The organism is Pontiella agarivorans, from assembly GCF_034531395.1.
GTDB classification, from domain to species: Bacteria; Verrucomicrobiota; Kiritimatiellia; order Kiritimatiellales; family Pontiellaceae; genus Pontiella; species Pontiella agarivorans.
On record NZ_JARVCO010000002.1, the window covers coordinates 86,337 to 110,910 of the forward strand.

Annotated in this window: 11 protein-coding genes; all 11 read left to right on the top strand. The window is 50.7% G+C overall.

All coding sequences use genetic code 11. The features are described 5' to 3' along the window. The first annotated feature begins 522 nt into the window (after positions 1-522). The 11 genes from P9H32_RS00310 (at position 523) to P9H32_RS00360 (ending at position 24,502) form a co-directional block, all read left to right on the top strand. The gene (locus tag P9H32_RS00310; protein WP_322606859.1) at positions 523-4,056 is read left to right on the top strand and encodes an Ig-like domain-containing protein; all 3,534 of its coding nucleotides are present in this window, start codon (positions 523-525) and stop codon (positions 4,054-4,056) included. Between the two features lie 298 nt (positions 4,057-4,354). Then, entirely contained in the window at positions 4,355-6,607 is a 2,253-nt protein-coding gene (locus tag P9H32_RS00315; RefSeq protein ID WP_322606860.1) for an alpha-amylase family protein, read from the top strand. Between the two features lie 148 nt (positions 6,608-6,755). Then, entirely contained in the window at positions 6,756-8,780 is a 2,025-nt protein-coding gene (locus P9H32_RS00320) for a glycoside hydrolase family 127 protein (RefSeq protein ID WP_322606861.1), read from the top strand. A 58-nt stretch (positions 8,781-8,838) separates the two neighbouring features. Beyond that, positions 8,839-12,078 (top strand): glycoside hydrolase family 2 TIM barrel-domain containing protein, encoded by a 3,240-nt coding sequence (locus P9H32_RS00325; RefSeq protein WP_322606862.1) that lies wholly within the window; start codon positions 8,839-8,841, stop codon positions 12,076-12,078. Positions 12,079-12,291: 213 nt separating this feature from the next. Continuing rightward, a complete protein-coding gene (locus P9H32_RS00330; RefSeq protein ID WP_322606863.1) occupies positions 12,292-14,211 on the top strand; it encodes an FAD-dependent oxidoreductase in 1,920 nt (639 codons plus the stop codon). 177 nt (positions 14,212-14,388) lie between these two features. Further along, on the top strand, positions 14,389-16,266 hold the full coding sequence (locus tag P9H32_RS00335) for a sensor histidine kinase (RefSeq protein WP_322606864.1): 1,878 nt from the start codon (positions 14,389-14,391) through the stop codon (positions 16,264-16,266). A 1-nt stretch (position 16,267) separates the two neighbouring features. Then, entirely contained in the window at positions 16,268-16,903 is a 636-nt protein-coding gene (locus tag P9H32_RS00340; protein ID WP_322606865.1) for a response regulator transcription factor, read from the top strand. 200 nt (positions 16,904-17,103) lie between these two features. Next, positions 17,104-19,977 (top strand): hypothetical protein, encoded by a 2,874-nt coding sequence (locus P9H32_RS00345; RefSeq protein WP_322606866.1) that lies wholly within the window; start codon positions 17,104-17,106, stop codon positions 19,975-19,977. Between the two features lie 353 nt (positions 19,978-20,330). Continuing rightward, a complete protein-coding gene (locus P9H32_RS00350) occupies positions 20,331-21,782 on the top strand; it encodes an arylsulfatase (RefSeq protein WP_322606867.1) in 1,452 nt (483 codons plus the stop codon). Positions 21,783-21,805: 23 nt separating this feature from the next. Then, positions 21,806-23,107 carry a glycoside hydrolase family protein gene (locus P9H32_RS00355; RefSeq protein WP_322606868.1) on the top strand — a complete coding sequence of 434 codons (1,302 nt, stop codon included), beginning with the start codon at positions 21,806-21,808 and terminating at the stop codon, positions 23,105-23,107. 144 nt (positions 23,108-23,251) lie between these two features. Next, positions 23,252-24,502 (top strand): Gfo/Idh/MocA family protein, encoded by a 1,251-nt coding sequence (locus P9H32_RS00360; RefSeq protein WP_322606869.1) that lies wholly within the window; start codon positions 23,252-23,254, stop codon positions 24,500-24,502. Positions 24,503-24,574: the final 72 nt, after the last annotated feature.

Consider the following 24,574-nt stretch of genomic DNA (forward strand, 5'->3'; position numbering starts at 1 on the left):
TCATGAATCCTGATCCGACAAGCCGTCTTCAGGAAAAATACCCCTCTATGGACAGGATTACAGGCTGCAGCCGGTTTTTAACGACCGGCCGGATTATGCAGAGGTCAATTGGCTTCAAATGACCGGGAGGCCATGAAAAGGTGCGACTGAAATGTTCTGTGGTTGCCGCAGTGCGGGGACAACATTTTTCATACTTTGCGAATACCGCGAAGTCTCTGTTTCAATCTGTTTTTTTTTACTGAGGCTGCAAGGGGAGGCGGAGTGTCAGCAGCCGCTGAACCGCGGATTCGCCGGGGGTGCACTATAATATATTGTAGTTTCTGCGCCGCCGGGACTACAGGTTGTATGTTTTGCTAATATCGCGCGGACCCTGTTTAAATGTAGCTGTTAAAAGAAGGCTTACGGGATGGATAACCACACGTGCGATCCCGTTTCGAGGATGCAGACTATGGACACCAAGTGACCTTGAGTCATTCGTGGCAAACCTTCTTTTTAAGTTATAAAATAAAAGAGGTTGAGGCTGTGAATATTAAAATTATCGGTATTGGGATCAGTGTTTTATGCGCAAACTGGTCTTTTGCAACGTTGCTCGTAAACGGGAATATGTCATCGAACGATTATGCAACCGGGGGAAATAATATATCCTTTCAGGATGTTGACCAGGGCTGGGCGGTTAAATCAAAAAGCAATCTGGATTTTGATGCAAATCCCGGGAAAATGACCTGGGTCGGTCCCACAGCGACGTTGCTTGAGGATGCATTGAGTCAGGTCTGTTCCGTAGGTAATGCTTCGGGAGATACATTGACACTTTCATTCGACTGGACGGCGGGATCGGGGGCGACCTCCACCAATGTCTCTCTGGAATACCAGGTCGTTGCCTGGACTACAAACTCCGTTCCCGGAGCAACGGATGTCATGATGAATAATATTAATGGCAACACCAAAAAGGTAACCGCTGTGGGGGGAGGGAACGTTTATGATCTGTTGAATGACGGGGTGTCGAGTTCGGGGACTTCAACATTCAGCTTTGATACCTTCGATGGAATTGCAGGTTCGAATGTGTCTGCGTCGATCGTTATCGATCTCAGTGATGATAGCGTCACCAATATAAACGATTATGATTTTATCGGTGTCCGTTTTCATATCGCAGGCGATAATTCTGACCTGAGTGCTACAAACAGTACACTTGATAATGTAGAACTTACCGTTTCAGGCCCAACCAATACGTTGTTTCCACCCCGAACCGGGTTCTATACCGATTATATCGATCTCGTGAGCGACACGGTGGATCTGGTGGCGGACTACGGGGCCGACGGTTCCGATGGCAACGATGATTCTGCCGCGCTGCAAGCGGCCATTGATGACATGACCCTGTTGCCGAGGGGCGGGAAAATTATCATCCCGAGCGGAACCTTCTACTTTATGGGGGTATTTCTTAAAAACAATGTCCATCTGGAAGTGGACCCGGAGGCCACGTTGATCTATCAGGATCCATCATCCGGCGGAACCATGTTCAGTATGGGGCTGTCCGGAAAAAATGAAGAAGCTCTGGTGGTCATATCAAACGTCAGTATGCGGGCTTCTTCCGGTCGGTATACTGTGGATATGACTGAAGTGGCACCTAATCCAACGACCAAGGCGGCATTTGTTAACTGTAAGAATGTCAGCAATTTCATGGTGGCCGACGCTAATATTAAAGAAAACTATACGAGACTGTCCTCGATCACCCTGAATCTGGCCTCGCACAACGGGGAATACTTTCGGCCCCGCAACGGTCTGGTCAAAAATATCGATAATCAGCAAGGTCACTTTGGATACGGGCTTGTTCAATGTCAGGTGGGATACAACATTATGTTCACGAATCTGACAGGAACGGGCGGGGTGATACTTCGACTTGAATCAGGAGCTGATGAGGTTGCCGCCGCGCCGCAGTCCGTTAATATCGATCAGATTTTTGCCCGGGATATTTCCGTCACCAACGGACACTATGCCCTTATGATGGGGCCGCATACGCGGGAGAATGGTCATGTGGATGCAGATGGAATCTATGCGGTTGGTTCGTTAAGAGCGGTTACCTGCGGCGGAGGATATGCCACGGATGAAGAAACTGCACTGGGTCAGACCCCCGGACATTTTGCGGATTCTTCGATTGTCAGAAATGTGCATGCGGTATATGGAGCGACAACCGCGCAGCATAAAACAAAGAATTTTCATGCTGTTCCCTGTCAGCTCAGGGACAACATTTCGACCAATCCGTTCCCGTATGACACTATCGCGCAGGAAATCTATCCGGGACCGTCCATTGCGGCCGCCCGAAACTCGGACCCGGATATTACCTTCACGAATGTGACCCAATCCGGTTTCGAGTATCAGCCCACGGCACTGATGTCCGGCGAACCGTGGGAAGAGCTGCTCGCTAAAAAAGCGGATCTCTACAGTGGCTGCAATGCGATTCCGGTGGATGGGGTGACCCTTTCTCAGACCGGTTTGAGTGTGTATGTGGCAACACGTGCGACGCTCAGTGCCACCGTTTCTCCGGCCAATGCAACGGACCAAACGGTGAATTGGATCTCAGACGATCCGGAGGTGGCGATCGTCAGTGAAGACGGGGTGGTCACCGGTGTCGGTCCGGGGACTTGCACGATCACGGCGCGTTCCGTTGACTGGGGCTGGTTTGATACCTGTTCCGTTACGGTTTCCGGAGGCGGGGGCGGCAGCTGGGCCCAGGTTTCGAGCAATGACTTTGAATCCGGGTGGGGCGACTGGGTTTCCGGAGGCGCTGATGCCATGATGTACACCAACATTCCGCTCTCTGCTGAAACGTATTATGCATGGGCTGACCAGTGCGTAAACCTGCGGGACGATACAGCCTCATCGCATGTTCTGCTGAACAACCGTCTGGATGTAACCGGGTACAGTGATTTGCGCGTCGATCTGTCGCTTGTATCGCTTGGATTCACCTCAGGAGAAGCGCTTTACCTTGATTTCAGTCATGACGGAGGAACCAATTGGACCGAAGCCGGAGCCTTTGTTCATGGAGCCGACTTCAACAACAATATACGTGAAGAACTGAGATTTTCTGTTAACAGCGGAACCTTCGGTTTTACGGATGATGTAAAGCTGCGTCTCCGCAGCGGCGGGGCTGATTCGACTCATCAGCTCTATATTGATAATGTGACGGTTTCCGGCAAAGACGGCTCCTGGATCGAACTGCTCGATGATGACTTTAAATCGGGTTTCGGAAACTGGGTTTCCGGAGGGGAAGATGCAACCCTCTATGAAAATATTGTGGCAACGTATCATGCGGTCGATTCGAAGTGCATCAATCTCCAGGATAATACTTCGACGTCGCATATGCGCCTTTCAAATCCGCTGAACCTGACGCATGCCGCAGCTCTGAAACTGGATTTTTTAATGCAGTCTTCCGGGTTTGGAAAATCTCATGAGCTGCTGGTGGAATTCAGCGATGACGACGGAATAACGTGGACCGCGGCGAAAAACTATCTGTATGATTTTGAATTCGAAAACGGGGAGCGAGAAGCATTTTCCCTTATTCTTGATGATGAGAACTTCAACTTTACATCCAATGCCAACATTCGGATTCGCTGTAACGCGGCGAATGATAATGATGACGTGTACGTAGACCATGTGGTTATCTCAACATTTACCCCGTCCGGCTGGGGACAATATCTCCACGACCATGGTCTGAGTGGTTTATCCACCAATGACACCGATAATGACGGTGCATCCGATATCTACGAATATGCCCTCGGCGGAAATCCGACGAACGATACGGATACGGGTACGGCTCCATCTGTCATCTATCATCCGGACAACACCGTCAGCTATTCTCATCTTGAAGTCACCGGCAGTAATCCCGGCATCACTTACATCAGCGAATGGACGGACGATCTGGTAACAGGGGGGTGGAGCAACTCGTGGGATGCCGTAAACAGTACGGATTCAGCCGATCCCGATTACCGTCGAATCGAACGGGAAATCGATGGCGATTCCCATGAACACCTGTTTTTTCGGCTGCAGATTGCTCAACCGTAGGCCGAAAACCGGAAAAATCTGTATTCTCCGTCCGTGCGAAAAAGGCGGGGAGCCCTTCCAGGGACTGGAAAAGCAGTCAGGAGGTTTGGGGAATACGGTGCCCAGTATTCCGGGAGTACGATATCCGCATACTATTTTGGAGGAATAGCAGTACAGATTGTGTCGCTGTCGGCGTCCCTTAGAGAACTTATAGAGTGCAGTTTCACTGAGATATTGGTTGATGTGCCGCAAGGTCAGAGAGAAAAACATGTGTTACAAAAAAAGGCTCAGCGCAAAATTCCTGTATGCGATTTGTATAATGAGTATGGCGGGAGCGGTGCTGGGTGCGGAATCGCCGGAAGATACCGCTCGGTTAAAGATTAAAAATCTGCAGACGCTCATTAACGCGGCAGAGAAAAAGGGTATTGATGTACAGCAGGAAGAAATGACTGTGCGGACGGCAGAGGTGTTTTTAAAATACGCCGACTGGGACGAAGCTCATATTGAAGAAAACGCCGGCTACTTTAAAGACTTCCGGATCTATAAAGACAATGCGCAGCAGCTTGCGGAAGAACTGCCCGATTTTGAGCGGAACGATGTTATCAAAATGCTCGATGAATCCGGTGTTTACCTGCAACAGCTGATTCGAGGCCGGGCTGTTCGCAAACCGTCTCCCCGAATTGACTGGGCCGGTGTGACTCACGATGGCGACCAGCTGATGTTTAAACAACGTCCGGTTTTTCTGGCTGATTATACGTGGAAGCCTGATCTGCCGGAGCTGAATGAATTTTTCGGTCAGCAGGACGGATTTTACATCAGCCCAACGCAGATTACTGACGAGAGCGGAGCAATCAACCCATCCATTCTGAAAGAGCTGAAGAGTAAGTCGGACGGGAAGCCGGGCTTTATCTTTATCAATCATGGGGCTCTCCCGAAATGGGTGACAAAAAAATACGGGGAAGCCTTCACTCAGTTCGAGGGCGCTCCTTTTCACGCGTATGATATCGATCATCCCGGTGCGCGGGACATGATATCAATGCTGTTGAAAGGCACTGTTCCGAGCATGGCCGGAAAAAAATATACCGAGCTGGGCTATATGCTGTGTAATGAGCCGCGCTGGATCACTTATAAAAACGGCGGAAAGAAAGTTTTTTATACGGGCGGCGTTTCCGACTACACAAAGAAAAAGTTTAAGGTCTGGCTGAAGAAAAAGCATGGTTCAATTGCCGGGCTGAACCGGCATTGGAAAACGTCTTTTTCCGGATTTGATCAGGTGCAGCTTGATATTCCAATCGATATTTCAATGGTGGGCACCGCGCAATGGTACGACTGGAATGCATTTAATGATGACCGCGTACTGGAGTGGTTCCAGTTCATGAAAGCAGAGCTGCGCAAAAATGATCCGGCGGCCAAAGTACACCTTAAAATCATGCCGTCCTTTTTTACCGACAACGATCCCTGCACCGGCATTGATTTAGAGGCGCTCACGGAGATGAGCGAAATCATCGGGAACGACTGTGCCGCTCAATACAACAATCTTCGGGAAACCGCTGAATGGGAAGAACACTATGCCTTCGGGTGGCGCGAACTTTACATGGCGTATGATTTTCTGAAGTCGGTGAATCCCGGACAGATTGTGTACAACACGGAGAGTCACCTGCTCTCCACCGGATACTCCAGAGATCTCTACATGGATCCCGCTTATGCCCGGGCAGTGACCTGGGCGGCACATACGCTGGGCCTGAGTGCTTCCCAGATCTGGTTCTGGCCCCGCCGGGAAGACGGATCTATTCGGAAGCGGGTAGGGAAAGGCTATCCGGGGTCAAATAATCAGCAGCCGCGCGTAACGCAGGCCATCCACAGCACTATGATGGACCTGAATGCCTACAGCGAAGAGATTATCGCTATGCAGCGGCAGCGGAAACCGCTTCGTATTTTTTATTCTAAAACTGCTGCCATCCAGCAGCGGGATTATATGGATAGAATTTTTGACCTGTATGAATCCCTGAACTTCAGCGGAGTCTCACTGGGGTTTGCCACGAAAAATATTATTACACGGCATGACAACCGCAGCTGGGAGGCCATTCTGGTGCACCAATCAGAACGGGTAACGTTGGCAGAGCACGCAGCATTGCAGCGTTATCTCGATCATGGCGGAACCGTGATTCTGGGTCCGAACAGCCTTAAAAGTAATGAATATGGAGAGGTTCTTCCGTCCCTGATTCCCGGCAATGGAGTCTTGCTGCAGGTCGGTTCGCGGGCCGAGATTAAAGAGACCGCGTTGGGTTTACTGGCCGATCGCAATCAGCTGCCAGAAGTTGAGGTGATGGAAACCAATGAAAACGGGACCAAGGGGTGCACTTGGAAATGCATTAAAAACAGTTCCGGAAATATTGTGATTTCGTTGGTTAACCTGGGAAATACGGATGCCACGATTAACCTGCAGTTCAGGAAGGCCGACACGCAGTTTCGTTGTCGTGATCTGATCCATGGCACCTCCATCTCATCAGCGCCGGTTCTTAAACCCTATGAAGTGCTCTTCATGGAAATTCAGGTGGCTGCCGATCAGTAATACTCATTAAGAAATGAAAACGTTAAAGGGATAACACGGTTAAAATGGAACGGCTGATCGACTGGAAATATAATTTTCGTCGTTTCCCGGCAGGGCTGAACGGGACAGAACCGATTGGATATATCTTATGAAACACAGGAGATGTTTAATGAAAAACGAGATTCTTACACTATGTGTACTTGTCGCAGCCGGAACGGCTGTTGCACAGCAACAGGGCATTATCAACAATGCGGAAAGTAAAAATGTTAAATTAAAAAGTGTCAATTTAGGCGACTGCCAATGGACCGAAGGGTTCTGGGCCGATAAGTTTAAGCTCTGCGAAGAAGTTATGGTTCCGCATATGGGCAGTCTGCTGAAAGGGGATGTCGGATTTGCCTATGACAATTTCAAGGCGGCCGCCGGTCTTAAAGAGGGTAAACATCGCGGCATGAAGTGGCATGATGGCGATTTCTATAAATGGATGGAAGCATCCATGTATGTCTATGCCATCAATAAAGATCCAGAGATTCTCGCTGAGCTCGATGAAATCATCGATGTGATCGGAAAAGCGCAGGCGGACGACGGATATCTTTCGACACAGACGCAGCTCACCATGGAGACAAAAGGGAAACAGGAGCGGTGGAGCAACCGGCAGCTGCATGAATTGTACAACTCGGGCCATCTGCTGACCAGTGCCTGTATTCATCACCGCGTTACCGGAAAAACCAATTTTCTGGACATCGCGATCAAGCATGCCGACTATCTCTGCAAAACCTTCATGCCTTGTCCGAAAGAGCTGGAACGCTTCGGTTTCAATCAGACTCAGATTATGGGATTGGCGGAGCTGTATCGTGAGACCGGAAATAAACAATATCTGACCCTCGCCGAGCAGTTCATCAACCGCCGCGGGACGTCGGGTATGGAACCTGCGCCGTTCGCGAATTACAAAAATATTGGCGATATGGTTCAGGAGCGCACGGCATTACGCAAAGCCAAGGAGGCCGCCGGTCATGCTGTGCTGGCGCTGTATTATTATGCCGGTGCTGCGGATGTTTATGCGGAAACCGGGGAACAGGCATTGATCGATGCGCTCGACCGTATGTGGGACAGTGTCGTGAATCATAAAATGTATGTCACCGGCGCCTGCGGTCAGGCCCATCATGGTGTTTCTTCGAAAGGCGACATGGTTCACGAGGCCTTTATTCAGGATTATATGATGCCAAATACGACGGCTTATAATGAAACCTGTGCGAATATCTGCAATGCCATGTTCAGCTATCGCATGCTCGGCATTCATGGGGAATCCAAATATGCCGACATCATGGAACTGGTGCTTTTCAACTCGGCGCTGTCCGGAATAAGTCTGGAGGGTACGCACTATTTCTATACTAATCCGCTGCGCCGGACATCAGATGATAAAATGGGGATAACGGATTATGAAGAGCGTGTGCCGTATATTCCGTGTTTCTGCTGTCCGCCGAACCTTGTTCGTACCATCGCTAAAGTGTCCGGTTGGGCCTACAGTCTCGCGCCGAACGGGATTGCAGTGAACCTGTATGGCGGAAATAAGCTGGACACGAAACTGATCGACGGATCAACCCTGAAGCTTACACAGGATTCTCGCTATCCGTGGGACGGAGACGTCGTCATCACCGTCGAAGCCTGTAAAACAGCCCCGTTCGATATCATGATTCGTATTCCGGACTGGGCGGAGGGATCGACTCTTCTGGTGAACGGGAAAAAGACCGATGCTGAAGTGAAGACGGGAACGTATGCGGTGATTAACCGGGCCTGGTCGGCTGGTGATGTCATTACACTGAGTATGCCGTTGGAAGCCAAATTGCTGGTGGGGAATCCGAAGATTGAGGAAACCCGCAACCAGGCCGCAGTTAAACGCGGTCCGGTCGTTTACTGTATGGAAACTCCGGATCTGCCGGAAGGCGCCTCCATTCTGGATGTATACCTGCCTTCCAATATTAAGTTGAAGCCGTCGCACGATGAGAGACTGAGTGACAATGCGACAACACTCCGCGGCACCGTTATGCTGTATGATGATCAGCAGGAGGAGATGTACCGTACGCTTGAGCGCAAGCCGAAGATGAAAAAAATCAAGACACAGTTTGTCCCGTATTATGCCTGGAGCAACCGAGGAAAAGCGGAAATGAGTGTCTGGCTGCCGCTCATCTGGGAGTAATTTTCCGAAGCACCCGGAAGGGTGCTTCTCTCTTTCTTTTTAAAAGGTAAACATGAAGATGAAATTATCAGTGATCAATGCCGTTGCCGTCATCGCGAGTTGGGCCGGCGCTTCGGAAATCTGGAGGGACCCGACGGTCTTTCGGGTTAATAAAGAAAAGGCGCATGCCGAATTTACGGTCTATGCCAATCGGGCCGATGCCCTGAAGCCTCTGGATCTTTCCAATCCCTGGAACAGTGAATTCTATCGCAGTCTGAATGGGGAATGGGATTTTAACTGGTACAAACAGGTCGATGCGGTTCCGAAGGGCTGGAACCAGCCTGAAGCTTCGCTGAAAGACTGGACCTCTATTCCGGTCCCCGGCACCTGGCAGCGTGCGGGCTTTGATCGATTTTATTATCTTAATATCTTCATTCCCTTTGAGTTCGACTGGTCAACCGGAGAGCGTGCCCCCGGCTTCCGCGATGACGAAATTGAGCAGTCTAAAGCAGCCGGATTTATTCCGGATGATGCCCAGCGCGTCGGGGTTTACCGGAAATGGGTGGAATTGTCCGAAGAGGATCTGGAGCGCCGCGTGCTTCTGCGTATCGGCGCGGTTGAAGCGGGGGTTCAGCTTTATGTAAACGGAGCGGTTGTCGGGTACAGCCAGGACAGCCTGACTCCGGCTGAATTCGATATTTCCAACTGGGTCAAGCCCGGCAGGAATCTAATTGCCCTCAAGGTGTTCCGCTGGACGGACGGAAGTTATATGGAGGTGCAGGATATGATCCGCTTTGCGGGAATTTATCGTGATGTCTTCCTTAAATTCGAGCCGAAGCAGCGTATTCACGATATTCAATTTACCGGCACACCCGATGCCTCGCTTAAAAAAATACATGCTGATTATGCGGTGGATGTTTTCAATGATTCCGCAACAGAAATCAAGAAAGCCCGGCTGCGCTTCGAACTGTTGGAAAACGGTTCGGCTGAACCGGTCAGAACATGGTCTGAAAAAATTGCAGTTCTTCCGGCGAACGGCCGTGTTACGGTCTCCGGCGATCTGACTTTGAAAAAAATGAAGCTTTGGAGTCCGGACCTGCCGAATCTTTACACCCTGCTGGTTTCTCTGGAAGCCGATGGCGTCACCGAGCAGATTGCGCGGATTGATACCGGTTTCCGCCGCTTTGAAAATATTAACGGAAACCTGCACCTGAATGGTAAACGTTTTCATATCCGCGGTGTAAACCGGCACGACCATCATCCGAAATACGGACGTCATGTTCCGTTGGCGAATATGATTCGCGATATTGAACTGATGAAGCAGCATAACATCAATACCGTGCGCACGTCGCATTATCCGAACGATGAACGCTGGTATTATCTCTGCAATCGGTACGGGATTGCCCTGATTGATGAAGCGAATGTGGAATCGCATGCATTTGCCGATGTTCCGGGCAACCGCCCGCAGTGGACTGCGGCTGCAGTCGACCGGGTTGAAAATATGATTGAGCGCGATAAAAACAATCCGTCCGTTCTGATCTGGTCGCTGGGTAATGAACAGGGGTGGGGCTGGACCGCCGCGTTCGAGGCACAGTATAACCGTGCCAAAGAACTGGATCCGGGCCGTCTGGTGATGTGCGATCGAGCGAACCGGCAGGATCCTAAAAATCCGCAGTTTAACAGTGAGCCGATTCTTGAAAAACCGGACACCGTTACTCCGATGTATCGTGCGATCAGCAATATGGAAAAATATCTCGCCAACCGTGATGTTGATCAGCGTCCGTTCTTCATGTGCGAATATCGTCACGCCATGGGCAATTCGGTCGGGGCACTGAAAGAAGTGTGGGATATGGTTTATGCCAATGAAACAAACGGCCTGAACGGCGGATGTATTTGGGACTGGATCGACCAAGGGGTTGAGGCCCGCGCCGCAGATGGGACCGTTTATTATCAGTACGGCGGAGACTGGGGCGATAAGAAATCGTTCAAGAATTTCTCCCTGAACGGCCTGATTCTTGCGGATCAAAGCTGGACACCGAAACTTGAAGAAGTGAAAAAATGCTACGAACCGTTTGCTGTGAAAGCTGTTTCGCCGGACGAGGGAAGTTTTACGGTGTTGAACCGTTTGAATCAGCAGAATCTCAACCATTTTATGCTGAAATGGGAAGTGCGTGAAAACGGTATCGTGGTCGAATCCGGGGAGATGGATGCTCCGGATGCAGCTCCGCGGGAAACCGGCGAGTTCTCAATTCCTTTTACGGCGGATAAACTCAACGCCGGAAAAGAAAATATCCTGCGTATATCGTTTCACTTGAAGAGCGATATGCGCTGGGCGAAGAAAGGCCATGAGATCTGTTTTTCTGAATTCACATTGCCGGGAACCCGCCGTTTTTCAGTGCAGAAGACGGGGCCGAAACCGACGGTACAGAAAACGGCGGAATCCATTACTGTGACGGCCGCAAACGGTACATCGATTGCTTTCGATACCGTGAGTGGAATGGTGACTTCGCTAAAAGCGGGGAAGACGGAATTGCTGGCGGCCACACCGCGTGAGCGTCTGTTTGATCATACACAGGCCTGGATTGATAATCTGACTTACCGCAACAAAAAAGGACAGCCGCCGCGGCTGGATGCCTATTGGAAACAGGATCTGGAACATATCGCACGTCAGGGCAAAGCGAAGATTCATGTTACGGAAGAAAACGGTACGGTTGTGGTCCGTATTGAGAATACCTTTATGAGTAAGAAAAAGGCCGGGTTCGAAGAGCGCCAAACGTGGACCGTTTATGGTTCCGGTGCTATTGAGCTGGCGGAATCCGTGAACGCATCGGGCAAACTCCCGCCGGACACATGGGTGGCCCGTATCGGACTGCGCATGCCGTTGCGTCCATCGCTGACTCAACTCGAATATTATGGTCTCGGACCGCACGGAAACTATCCGGACCGCTCCTATGGCGCGTGGACCGGAATTCATACATCGACTGTGATGGACCACTATATTCCGTATCCGAAACCGCAGGATCACGGCAACCGTGAGCAGGTACGCTGGATGGTGTTGGCGGACGCGGCAGGTAACGGCCTCAAAGTACTGGCACCTCAGCCGCTTTCGATGAGTGCTCTGCCTTATACGCAGGACGAACTGTCTGCGGCCAAGCACACGGTTGAGCTGCCGAAAAAGCCCACCACGACGGAGCTTCGTATTGCCGCCAAAGTATCCGGTATCGGTAACGGTTCCTGTGGTCCGCTTACGGATGAGGAATACCGAACGACTGCGGAACCAACGGAATATCGTGTGTTTTTTGTTCCGTTTGAAAAATAGCTGATCAGGATGAAGCGTATAATTGCGGCAGAAAGCCGGACCATGCCCGCCCTTGATTTTATGAAGGGCGGAATGGTTGCAATGTTCCGTAACGGGATAAGCAGGATGCTTGCGGTTTACGGATTTAACAGATAAAAATGACATCGAAACCAAGAGGGGTTTTCAGTGCGGATGCACATCTGAAAATCTCTCTTTGAGAGGGACGTGATAGATATGAATAGACGAGATATGTTTAAATCGAGCGCAGTCGCGGCCAGTATGGTTCCCATCATTGGAAAAGCCTCGGAGGACTCGGGCAACCCGGAAGAGCGGACAACTGACAATTGGTTCCAGGTTGGAACAGGACAGCGTGGTCTGCCGGATCGCAAAGAAACGCTGACGTTTGATGTCGCTGTGCTTGGCGGCGGGATTGCGGGGATCTGTGCTGCGGTTTCCGCTGCGCGTAACGGCGCTAAAACTGTACTGGTGCAGGACCGCCCGGTGCTTGGCGGGAATGCTTCAAGCGAAATGCGGGTGCATCTCAACGGGGTCACACACCTGAAGCCCGATAATAGGGCGGAGCGTGAAACGGGCGTTATTGAAGAACTGCTGCTTCATAACCGTTTTAACAATAAACAGGAATCCTGGCCGGTTTGGGATCATCTGCTGTATGACTTTGTCATCAGTGAACCGAATCTTGAGCTGATCCTGAATACGCAGGCGACCGAAGCGGTTATGAACGGGAGCACTATTGTTGCGGCAAAATGCTGGCAGCTGACCACTGAAACCCAAATCACGATCCGCGCAGCACAGTTTATCGATTGTTCCGGGGATGGTTTGCTGGCCGCCACCGCAGGCGCGCTCTATCGATCCGGCCGCGAAGGAAAGAAGGAGTTCGGTGAAAGGTATGCGCCCGATGAGCCGGATGGATGGCAGATGGGGGCCACTCTGTTGATGCATTCTGAGGATATGGGGAAGCCGATGCCTTTTCAGGCACCCTCCTGGGCCATCCCTTACGAAGCGGAAAAATCGCATCCGAAACGTAAATTTAAAGGTTTTCAGAACGGCATCTGGTGGATGGAAGTCGGCAGCGACGGGGACATTATCGGTGAACAGGAAGAGATCCGGCATAAGCTGATGTGCTACGCCTACGGCGTCTGGGACTACATTAAAAACTCCGGTAAGGTGCCGGAAGCCGAAAACCATGCGCTGACCTGGGTTCAGTCGCTTCCGGGTAAACGGGAATCACGCCGTTTTATCGGTGACTATATTCTGCATGAAGGTGATCTGCTCAATCATACTCATTTTGAAGATGCAGTAGGATACGGCGGGTGGTCGCTGGATGAACATAATCCGGGCGGAATTGAAAACTTAAAAGAGCCCCCGAGTTATTTTCACGAGCATTTTCACAAGGTGTATGAGATTCCTTACCGCAGTCTCTATTCCAAAAATATCACCAATCTTTCGTTTGCGGGACGGAATATCAGCCAAACACATATTGCGCTTTCATCCACCCGCCTGATGGCCACCTGTGCAACCATGGGCATGGCGGTTGGAACTGCTGCAGCGCTGTGTATTCAGAAAAAATGCAATCCACGTGATATTGCAACCCGCCATATCAACGAGCTGCAGGAACAGCTGTTGCGCGATGATGCCTTTATTCCACACCGTCCGGCTAACGATTCCCGCGATCTGGCCCGTAAAGCAGATCTGATTGCGGCATCCTCCTCGGTGTCCGGCGATGCAAAACTGTTGACTGACGGATGGTCTCGCGACTTTGAAGGGGTTGAGCACGGCTGGGAATCGCACGGACTGCCTGCCGAAGTGCTCTTGGAGTGGGAAGAACCGGTTACGCTGTCGAGGGTGGAGATCAAATGCGACACGAATGTAAAACGCAATATCATGATGCGTAAGGATTCCATGGTGAGTAAGAACTTCTGGAACGATGTGCCGGTTGAATTACTGAAATCGCTGGATGTGGAAGCGCGTGTGAACGGGCAGTGGGTGAGCGTCGGAAGCAATGATGATAACCGGAAACGTTTAATCAAATTTAATTTCGACCCGATTCGTACATCCGGCATCCGAATCAACCTTAAAGAAACCTACGGTGCTGTTAATGCCAAACTGTTCGAAGTCCGGTGTTATGAGACGTAAATGAAAAGAGTAGGGACTTCATTAGCTGCTGTTATCCTGGTTGTTTATTCCGCTTTATCCAGCCAGGAAGCGGCTGATGCAGTCTTTTGGCAGAAACCGGTATCGGAGATTGGTCTTCTTGAGATACCTGCAGTTTTAAAGCAATTCAATGAATCAGAAGTGCGGCTTAAAACTAAAATGGATCAACTGCCTCAGTTGACCGAGCAGCTCCAGTTAGAGGCGTATGGCTATCATGGCGGATATTTGCCGGCGCTGGATGAATGCCCTGAAAAGCCCCGGTGGACGATCGAGTTCAGCTTCTGGAAGCGTGTTTCTCTTACACAGGTTATCCTGGTTCCTGCGGTGGATCACCGTTTCGGTCAACTGGACAGCTATGGTTTTCCCCGCCGTTTTCGCGTGTTATCAGTTGCGCAGGATGGTCGCACTGAGGTGATTCAGGAATGGATGCATGAAGACTTCCCGGATCCCGGACGCTTTCCGCTGGTCATTGATATTCCGGCTGAAAGAGTGAATAAAATCCGTATTGAAGTTTTCCGGGGAGCTGCCGACGGAGGCCGGGAGGTTTTCGCTCTGGATGAATTTTTCGGTGTCAGAGGTGTGGGAACCCACAACTGTACTGTGAGGGCAAGTTCCAGTCTGGAGTCTCCGCCGTATTGGGGGCAAAAGTATCTGATTGATCAGCGAACCAGTCTGGGGCTTCCGCTCGATTTCAGGGGGAGGATGGACGCACGGTCTGAGCACAGCGATTTTTCGGCGGTTTTTGATGACGTGCCGGAAAGTGGCGGCGTGGTGGAACTCGATCTCGGTGAAAATCGAAAACTGGGGTGGGTGACTTTATATCCCGCCCAGCCGCCTGAAGGAATAATGATTCCCGGATATGGATTTCCCGGGAGCATTCGTCTGGAAGTGGTTCCCGAAACTGCAGCGGGCGAGCGAGCGGATCCCGTTGAGCCGAAAAGCAGTTGGGAGCCTGTTTTGCCGGGGAATAACATTGTGCATGTGCACGGGGCGGGCTGTACCGGAAGATGGATTCGCGTCTATGTTGATGACTTTCCGTTTCATGATAATAAACGGACGTTTGCTATGGGGGAGATCGTTGTTCATCGCGGGAAATATACCTATTCGGTTCAAGATATTAACCTTGAGGGATTTCCGGCCGGTGTTGAGAGCACCGGGCATCTGCTGGCCGATGGTTTTTCCGGCGGATATCCGTGCATGCAATTGCTGGATTGGATAGAAAAAGTTGAACTGCGCAACCGGCTTTCGCTGAACCTGAGAGAGCTTCATGCTTTCCGGAACGCCCTCGAGATGCGTTATCAAAATTTCTGGAAAAGAAGCATTTTCGGCCTGCTTTTACTGGTTACCGTTATTGGTGTGCTGAGTGCAATGACAGAGTTTTTACGGAGAAGGCGAAGTGCCAAACGGTTGCGGTTGCACATCAGCTCTGATCTGCATGACGACGTGGGGAGTACGCTCGGAAGTATTTCCATGACGGCGGAGCAACTGGAAAAAATGGAGTTGGGGGAGCCGGCCGGCGAAATCCTGCATGATCTTTCGCTGATGGCGAGGGAGGCGTGTGCCTCCTTGCGGGAGGTGATCTGGGTGTCGGATAAAACGCACACGCATCTGCCGGAGCTGATCCAGAAGCTGGTGGAGCGCGCAGAGCGTGTGCTCGACGGAATGAAACTGGATATCGATGTGCCGCCGGAAATTCCGAACCTTACGGTCTCATTAAATACGAAACGTCATTTCATTATGTTTTACAAAGAGGCGCTGCATAACTGTATGCGGCATGCGCAGGCCTCGGAGGTGAATATTCAAATCACAATTGATGAAGAAATGCTGCAGATTGGGATTTGTGATAATGGCTGCGGTTTTGATACTTCTGGTTCATTCAGCGGCTGGGGGTTGAACACCATGAAGAAACGGGCGAAAGAGCTGCACGGCAAAGTGGATATTGAGTCCCGGATCGGCGGAGGGACAAAGGTCATGATGAACATGCCGCTGAAGGCCTTGTCGAAGGAGCCGATACGGGCCTATAAAACGTCGAACTGATATGATTCCGATTAATCTATGGCTGGTTGAAGATGATGCGATATACCGGCGTACCCTTGTGCGTATGCTGGACAGTGAAGACGGGCTCCATTGTGAGCGGATTTTCCCATCATGCATCGAGTTGTTTGAAACCATCGCGCTTGAAAAGCATCCGGATCTGGTGCTGATGGATCTCGGTCTGCCGGAAATGAGCGGTGTAGACGGTATTCGTAAACTGGCCGAAACTGCTCCGGATGTGGCTGTTGTTGTGCTGACGGTTTTCAAAGAAAAAGAGAAAGTGATCGAAGCACTGGATGCGGGGGCCGCGGGGTATCTGCTGAAGACCTCAAAAAGTTCTGATATTGTCAACGGGCTGCGCGCTGTTTTCATGGGGGGATCTGTATTAAGCCCCCCGGTGGCCAAGCTGGTGTTGGAGGAACTGAGAAAGCCGGTGCCTTCTGAAACGTTTGGATTAACGGGGCGGGAAATTGAAGTGCTTGGTGAACTCGCCGAGGGACTGTCCGGCAAGGAAATCGCAGCAAAGCTGGATATCGGTATACGAACAGTGGAATTTCATCTGGGTAACATTTACCGCAAACTTCAGGTTCAATCACAAACCGGTGCCGTGGCGAAAGCGCTGCGTTCGGGGATCATTTAGTGTCGCCGCTTTCTAGCGGAAATCTTTTATTTCCCCGTAATATCCCCAGTAGAACGAGTTTGAACGATTTGATAGCCTTTACCAGTAGCTGGAATGGAACTGCAGTTTAATCTGTTTCAGCCTTATGAGCGATGAACTGATGCTGATCAGTCTTTGTTTGATAGATGAAGTCGGAAGCCTATTAAAGAAGGAGAGTGGAGATGAAGAAGTGGACCGCACTATGTTTAACATGGGTCGCCGCCGTAGGGGTTCAGGCCAATTTGTTCAAAACTGGATGGACAAATCATGGTTCAAATGAAATGAACTACGACCATCTTGATGTCGGATGGAATACGAAAACCACTTGGGATACCAATGCAACCGGTTTTGTGAATCTGGGGCCAACGGACAGTGCGACGGCTCAGTTTGGGCAGGTTTTCAGTGTGAATTCTTCTTCTGACACAGGCGATGTGGCGACGCTGAGCTTTGACTGGACGCCATCCGGTTCCCCCAATACAAACACGACACTGAAATATCAGTTGATCGGCTGGAATGAGGATAGTCCATTGCCGGCGGCAAGCAGCAACTTCTTCTATTCCATAAATTGGGGCGGAAGCAAAGTGGGAACATTGGGGGGGACCCATGAGCGGGTGGATCTGATCAATGGCGGTGCCGGAAGTACTGCTGACAATCAGAACATGACGATGAATACCGTTACTGCAGATGCAGGCATTACGCAGAATTATTCCATTACATTTAATGTTAAGAATGCGGTTGCCGGAATCTCCGACTTCAGTGACTACGAGTTTGTCGGTATCCGTTTCGGCATCGATGGCGCTGACAGTAATGCCGTGAACTCGGTTGTGGAAAACATCAGCCTCACGCTGTCGAATTCTCCGCCGATTTCAACCGTTGGCGGGCAGTTTATTAATACTTCATTCACCGGAGTAGACTATGTTGACGGGGATCTTGCGGGGCAGGATAACTGGGTGAACAATGCCAATGATGCTTCGGCTGCTTTTACCGTGAATACCGGGGGTAGTGGCTTTGCAGAAGGTTTGGCTGCGTCCGCAAAAACCAATGGCGCTTCGGTCTACTGGAGTGAAGCAAATGAAAATACCGCGGGCGCGACATGGAGCGGTTCGGTTAACTTTATTGTGGCGGCAACCAATGCTCCAACTGTGGCCCGGTCCGGGGATGGCGCGCTGATTGCCGATTTTAATGCATCAGATGATTACCCGCTCTTCAGCTGGGGGGTAAGTTCCGATGTGGCCGGTTCGGATCTGCTTGAAGCCCATCCGGTCAGTGGTTTCGCATATACAGATGATGCGCTGTTGAGAGCGTGGCTGGACGTGAGCAGCGGGGGGATCAGGTTTAACATTAACGGTCGGTTCTACAGCAGTGGCAATATACTCACCCTGTCTGGAAAAGATCTGAAATGGGCTCCGATGACGACCAATACCAACGAGACTCCGGACTTTGTGACTGAATTAATAGAATGTGACTGGATGATTCGTAAATCGACGGCCGCAAGCAGCTACAATGCTTCTCTTACAGTGACTGTGGGCACCAATGTCTATGAAGGGGTTGTTGAATATACCTACGATGATCCGGAAACGCTTTACAATGCTGAAGCCGCTAACTTTGTTATGCAGCATCTGGTTGATGCGGTTGATCTGCTGGATGTCTCTGTGGATGCGGTTTCGGTATCGCATACCAATGCAAGTCCGGTTCCGGTTTCGGCGCCGTATGATCTGGCGGCTACCACGGGGAACCTTGAGATCAATTTGAGCTGGTTGACCCGGGGTGGAGAAGAGAGTGGCGGATTCAATGTTTATCGTTCATCGACCGGCATAGAACCCGGAGATTTTACGCTGCTCACCAATCTCTCCGGGACAGCCTTTACCGATACTGACGGCCTGACAACGAAAACGACGTATATCTATAGGATAGCGGGTGTATTTCCTACCGGGGAAAGTGAATATTCAGAGCTTGCTGTCTTTGCCTTGGCTCAATCGACTGTTCCGGGCCTGTTCTGGGGAGATGATGATGATTTACTCTCTGGAAATGTAGATCTGTCTCTGGGTGCGGCTTCAACATTGAACGGAATTGACCTGTATACCGGTGGCGGAGTTGATGGCTCCTTTGCTCCCGCGGTTTCGACCACCCCGACATCGGGCTCCTACAATACATCGGCCTGCCCGCTTCTTTATGGTTGGGTGCAGCTCGAGGAGGGCGAAGGAATTAACCAGATCAGGTTACAGGAGCATTCCTCAGGCGATATTCTGAGGTGGCGCGATAACGACGGTGATTCCACAACCAACGCCTCTTTGTTCTATGTCGAAGTGGAGACCGAGGTGGATGTTTCCGACGGCGTACTCAAAGTTCAATCCGGCGAATGGGGTAACAATACCCGCGTTGCTATCCGCAATAACGGGATTTGGTATGCCAGTGCCACCATTACAGATAACTCGATCCAGCTGATTGATCTGGCAACGGAAACCTGGGCGGTTTTCTCCGAACCGGCAGCCGGAGATGATTTCGTCGATGTAACCGGTGCGTCATTTGCTGTCCAGACGTTTGACCAGGTGGATGCGGTGGGGATTCTGCGTGGCAAAAATGCAGATACTGTGAACTCCGCTATCAGGTTATGGGACCTTGTCGTCGGCGATAAACCTTCGGCATTCCAAACCGTGATGTATGATTACGGCGTCTACAATGCCGATGCAGCCTTTACCAATGACTACGATGGTGACGGTATAAGCAATGGTGAGGAGTGGGGCCTGAACGGCAATCCTACGGATTCCGGCAGCGTCGGCATCACCGCACGGCGCAGGGGCGTAGATGGAAACGGAAACTTTCTGTTCATTCATCCGCGTTTGAAAGCTGAACCACGTCCGATTTATAATATTGTGGCGGATGATAATTTGGTCATTGCTCCGGACTTCTCATTGCAAACCGAGGGCGTGGACTATACCCGTACCTCAGGCGGACAGTGGGTAACCAACAATTGGGCGGCGGACTTTGAAGCGGTTACGAATGCTTTCCCCTTACAGTCCGTGGAGTTCTTCAAACTTGAGGTTACCGAGCCTTAAGTGTTGTTGCTCATTAGCAAGAACTCTTTAATGGGTTGATTATCAGAAGCCCCGGCGCATGACCTTGCGGCGGGGCTTTTTTCATTCGTTAGGCCGGCTGTCAGCCGGACAGCCCGACAGAGGTGTGAATTGAGGATATTCAACACCGGTTTCGAATATCAGCGGAAGAGGCTTCTGTGGCTGAAGAGGGATATCCATCCTGAAGCTATAGGATTTTGTAGTTAAAACGGTGGCAGGACTACAAATCACAGGTTTTGCTTTGCAATCGATCTCATGTTCCAATGATTGGCGTAACTCTGTAATGCGCTGAAAATATTTCGGCAGGGTGTGGGAACTGTAGTTAAAGGAAGTGTATGAAGAATATAGTATTAGGGACCTTATTGATCGCATCTCTATCTGCCGGGGCGGGGTCGCTGAAGGGTTCCCGTCCGAATATCATTTTTGTAATGACAGATGATCAGGGAAATAATCTTTCCGGTATGGGGCAAACCAAAGTGGAAACGCCGAATATCGATAAGTTTGCAGAACAATCGCTGCGTTTCACGAACTATTATGTGAGCCCGAACTGCGCGCCAACCCGTGCGGCACTCATGAGTGGAGTTCATGAATTCCGGGCGGGCGTGACGGCCACGCATAAAGAACAGGAATATATGGCGTTGGATCTGACAACCTTTCCTCAACTCTTGCAGGATGCGGGATATGAAACCGGTATTTTCGGAAAATGGCATTTAGGAAACACGGATGCATATCTTCCCGGGAATCGGGGTTTTTCGGAAGTGCTGATACATGGCGCCGGCGGGATCGGTCAGCGCGAACGCGGCGTAAAAATTACCAGCTATGCGGACTTTCCTCCGAATCAGGGGGAGGGGAAGAAGGCCGCATATTTTGATCCGGTATTGCTGTATAACGATACCATTGTGCAGACCAGAGGCTACTGCACGGATATCTTTTTTCATGCTGCGCTGGCCTGGATGCGGGACTTGAATGCAAAGAAAAAACCGTTTTTTGCCTATCTCTCAACCAACGCTCCGCATTCACCCTTGATTGCTCCGGAGGAAAATCTGCAACGGATGAAAGACCGCGGAATGAAAAAAGCGGATGTGCGCATGGCGATGATTGAGAATATTGATGATAATTTCGGAATGCTTATGGAAAAGCTCAATGCCTGGAACATGCTCGACAATACGATTGTCATCTGGACCACAGACAATGGGGCTCCGGGCGGAGGGGTCGGCTATAAAACCGGAAAAGGAACGCCGTATGAAGGCGGCGTGCATGTGCCGATGTTCTGGTATTGGAAAGGGCACTTGCAGGAAGATGCCGATATTAATGCTTTGACCGCACATTTTGACCTCTACCCAACCTTCTGTGAATTTGCGGGAGCAGATCTGTCGAAAACATCACAGCAGCTGGAAGGCCGTTCGTTGCTGCCGTTGCTCGAAAATCCTGCTGCGAAATGGGCACCGCGTATTCTGCAGACGCAACGGGGCAATATTGCTTCCGAGCCGGAAAAATCGGCGAATAAAATGTGGTCGGTGCGGACAGGGCGGTGGCGCCTGGTCGGGAAAGAGCTGTATGATGTCGAAAATGATCCCTATGAGGCGCAGGATGTGGCTGCTCAGTATCCGGAGGTGGTTGAAAAACTCAGCAAAACCCACTTCGAATGGTATACGACGGTGATGCCCTACATGATTAATCTGAACAACAAGTGGGAAGATGAGCTGGCTCCGCTGGAACGCCGTTATTACGAACAGGAAAAAACGATGGGTATTCCGGAGTGGAAGCCGTCGGATATTGATTCCTGATACACTTAAACCCGGGAAAAGAAATGAAACAAATCATAGCAATTGCTGTCGCGGGTTTGATGACCTGCCTTCCGGCCGTTCAGGCTGAATATACCGAGACCATGGATCCGAATGGATTGACAATGAATGCCGGGAGTGATTTCGGACTGAAGAACGATGGGGCAAAGGTTGATCAGAGTGCGACTTTGCAGCAGGCGATTGATGCGCTGGCGGAAAAGGGCGGCGGACGTCTGATCGTTCCGAAAGGGACGTATGGTTTCAAAAGTATTAAACTGCGGTCAAACATTCATCTGCTGATCGAGAAGGATACCGTGATCAAACCCGATTGGCCTGAAGGTGAGAAAATTGTGGTTTTCTCCATTGATGCAGAGCGTCCTTCCGGCAGAAATATTTCAGAGAAAGATGAATCGGCCTACATCGAAAACGTCAGTATTCGGGGACTTGGCGGACCGTTTATCGTCGACTATTCGGGAAATGAACGTTCTAAAGGTGAAGGTTCCCGGGCGGTGCTGGCGAAAATGGTGAAGAATTTTCTGATTGAAAATATGGATATTCAGGATAATTACACCACGTATTGCGGCATTACCCTTGCACCGTTGCAGACCGATACTGATATCTCGAAGTGGACTGTTTCCCGGGCAACCGACGGTACCATCCGCAATTGTCGCATTTTCAATGCGAGCCCCGGTTATGGTTTGACGCAGCTGCATGGCGCGCAATCGGTCCATTTTGAAAATCTGTATGCGGATGGCGGTGTAACCTTGCGTATGGAAACCGGAGCCATTGGTCCCAATACCGCAATTTATGATATTACGGGAAAAAATATTGTGAGTGAAAACGGGCGTTGTGCGGTGATGATGGGACCGCACAGTGCGCAGAACGGGTTGGTTCAGATTGAACAGGTGAAAAGTATCGGCAGCTCCTTCGCGGTGATGCTTGGATCGGGGCATGTTAAAAAAGGTCAGCTGAAAAAGTATCCGGATTCCAAACCTGGTTGTTTTGCCGAGGGCAGTTATGTGAAAGATATTCACGTGGTCTTCGGCAGGAAGGCTCAGGTGAAAGGCCAGATTATCATGGAGATTCCGCAAGCGTATTATCCGGATATGAACCTGCGCTGGGAGAATAAGTTTTTTGAGGCCCCTTCAATCGGTGCTGTCAGGGATGGTTCCGAGGGTGCATTTGATGTTCGCTTTGAAAACATCACGATGGAAGGTTTCAGGTACAATGCCGACAAGCCCATCCTTACAAAAGATGATGCTCGTCCGGGAAGCCCCTGGCCTGAACTGGATAAGTGGAAGAAAAAATACGGCCATGCTTCCAACTAGAGAGATTTTACACTTGGTGGTCGATGTGCGAGGGAAGAACTAATGGGGAGTAGCCGCAAGAGTTTTTTGGTGGCAACCGGAGTGTCTGCCGCAGCTTTTCCAATGCTTGGAAGTGCGGCATGGTTTAGGCGGAAACAAAAATATATGTGTGGCTTTTCCGCAATGCCGTTGGAAAAAATCCGGGTTGGGATCATCGGACTGGGCATGCGCGGCAAGGGTGCGGTCAAGCGTCTTTCCCACATCAAAGATGTGGACATTGTTGCGCTTTGCGACCTTCGCCCGGAAATGGTTGACCGGGCACAGAATATCTTGAAGGGAGCCGGGCGCCCTGTTGCGAAAACCTATTCCGGTAACGAAGCAGTTTGGAAGGATCTTGTGGCACTTGATCTCGATCTCGTCTACATTGCCACACCGTGGCGCTGGCATACCCCGATGTGTGTTCATGCCATGGAAAACGGAAAGCATGCTGCAACTGAAGTTCCGGCAGCCACTTCCATCGAGGAGTGCTGGCAACTCGTTGAAACATCCGAGAAAACCGGTAAGCACTGCATGATGCTCGAAAACTGTTGCTACGACTTTTTCGAACTGCAGACGCTGAATATGGTGCGTCAGGGCGTTTTCGGCGAATTAACGCATGCAGAGGGCGCGTACATTCACACTCTGTGCGGTTTGATCTCTCGCGAGAATGGGTATCAGGGCATGTGGCGTTTTCACCAGAATAACGCCAAGAATGGCAATCTTTATCCCACGCACGGTTTAGGGCCCATTGCGCAGTGCCTGAATATTAATCGCGGAAACCAGTTTAAACACTTGGTCTCCATGTCGAGCAAGCAGGCGGCGTTTACGGCCTGGGCGACAGATAACGAGAAGCCGGAAATGGCCTCGTTGGATGATTATCGCGGGGATATGAACACGACGCTGATCAAGTGTGCCAAGGGGCAGACTGTGATGGTGCAGCACGATGTCAGCACACCGCGGCCTTATAGCCGCATCCATTTGCTGCAGGGGACTGGAGGCATGGCCCGGAAATATCCGGAAGCGCGTATTGCGCTGGGCCATAAATGGCAGACGGCCGAGCAAATGAAAGAGCTGGAGAAAAAATACCGGCACCCGCTTAGCCGGACCATGGGCAAAATTGCACGCAAGGTGGGGGGGCACGGCGGCATGGATTTTATCATGGACTATCGTCTGATCTATTGTCTCAAGAACGGCCTGCCGCTTGATCAGGATGTCTACGATGCAGCTGCCTGGAGCAGTATTATGCCTCTGAGCATCAAGTCTGTTTCCCGGGAGAGTGAGCAGGTCAAGGTGCCTGACTTTACGCGCGGTGCATGGAATTACAACAAACCGTTGGGCATCGTAGATGTTGATCCGGAAAAACTCCCGGTTGTGTAAATCTAAGCGAGCAAAAATGCTCTTTAAATCCGTAGAAAAGCTGGGAAAAGAAGGTGAGGCGATCGTCTTCAC